A 1244-nucleotide genomic window follows, 5' to 3' on the forward strand; every position below is an offset into this window, starting at 1 on the left:
CAGATTGCCGGCCTCGTGGCTACTTACGAGCAGGAATACGAGCTGGGCGACAACCTAAAAGAAGGCGGCGAAAAGCGCGAAAGCCTGCGCGACGCGGCCCGCATCGAGCTGGGCCTGCGCAAGTTCCTGACCGACCGCGACGCCAAGGGCTTCACCGACACCTTCGAGGATTTGCACGGCCTGAAGCAGTTGCCCGGCATCGCTACCCAGCGCCTGATGGCCGATGGCTACGGCTTTGGCGGCGAGGGCGACTGGAAGACCTCGGCCCTGGTGCGCGCCATGAAGGTGATGGGCGCCGGCCTGCCCGGCGGCAACTCATTTATGGAAGATTATACCTACCACTTCGCGCCCGGCAACGAGCAGGTACTGGGCTCGCACATGCTCGAAATCTGCCCCAGCATCGCCGAGGGCAAGGTGCGCGCCGAGGTGCACCTGCTCGGCATTTGCGGCAAGGAAGACCCCGTGCGCCTGGTGTTTAACTGCCCCGCCGGCGAGGGCCTGAACGCCACCATCGTGGACATGGGCAACCGCTTCCGCCTGATTGTGAACGAAGTAACGGCCGTGGCGCCCGCGCACGACCTGCCCCACCTGCCCGTAGCCCGCGTGCTGTGGCAGGTGAAGCCCGACCTGGCCACTGGTGCGGCGGCCTGGATTTTGGCCGGCGGGGCCCACCACACCGGCTTCAGCCAAAACCTGACCGCCGAGTATCTCGAAGACTTCGCCGAGATGGCCGGCATTGAGTACCTCATCATCGACGCCGACACCAAGCTGCGCACGTTCAAGAACGAGCTGCGCTTTAATGAGGTGGCTTTTCGGGGGTAGGGCGCTGGGCTGGCTGCCTACCCCCTGCTGGTGGGGTAGGCGGCCAGCTTACCTAGGCGGCCCAACTAATTTTCTCCCACCCGTTTCTCTTTCGTTGCTATGACTATTCTCACCCGCTTGCCGGCGCTGGCTACTGGCTTGGCGCTATCTAGTGCGCTGGCTGTCAGCGCGCAGCCTGCCCCCGCTACCCTCACCGTGCAGGTGAACAAGCCCGGCGCGGCCGTTAATAAAAACATGTACGGCCTCTTTTTCGAGGACATCAATTTTGCGGCCGACGGTGGGCTCTACCCCGAGCTGGTCAAGAACAAGTCGTTCGAAACCGACGCCCGCCTCATCGGCTGGAAGGCGCTGCAAGGCGCGGCCAACCTCGACACCTACACCGTGCGCAACGAGCAGGGCCTCACGGCCAGCAACTCGCACTA

2 pseudogenes (1 of these 2 only partly in view) are annotated in these 1244 nt (G+C 63.8%); both read left to right on the top strand.

Annotated elements, in window-relative coordinates:
• Window positions 1-822 (top strand): annotated as a pseudogene (gene araA / locus ACFE7X_RS21610) (L-arabinose isomerase); it begins 676 nt to the left of the window's first position.
• Window positions 823-921: 99 nt separating this feature from the next.
• A pseudogene (locus tag ACFE7X_RS21615) lies at window positions 922-1244 on the top strand (hypothetical protein); the annotation flags it as partial.

It is taken from the genome of uncultured Hymenobacter sp., assembly GCF_964242765.1.
Lineage (GTDB): Bacteria > Bacteroidota > Bacteroidia > Cytophagales > Hymenobacteraceae > Hymenobacter.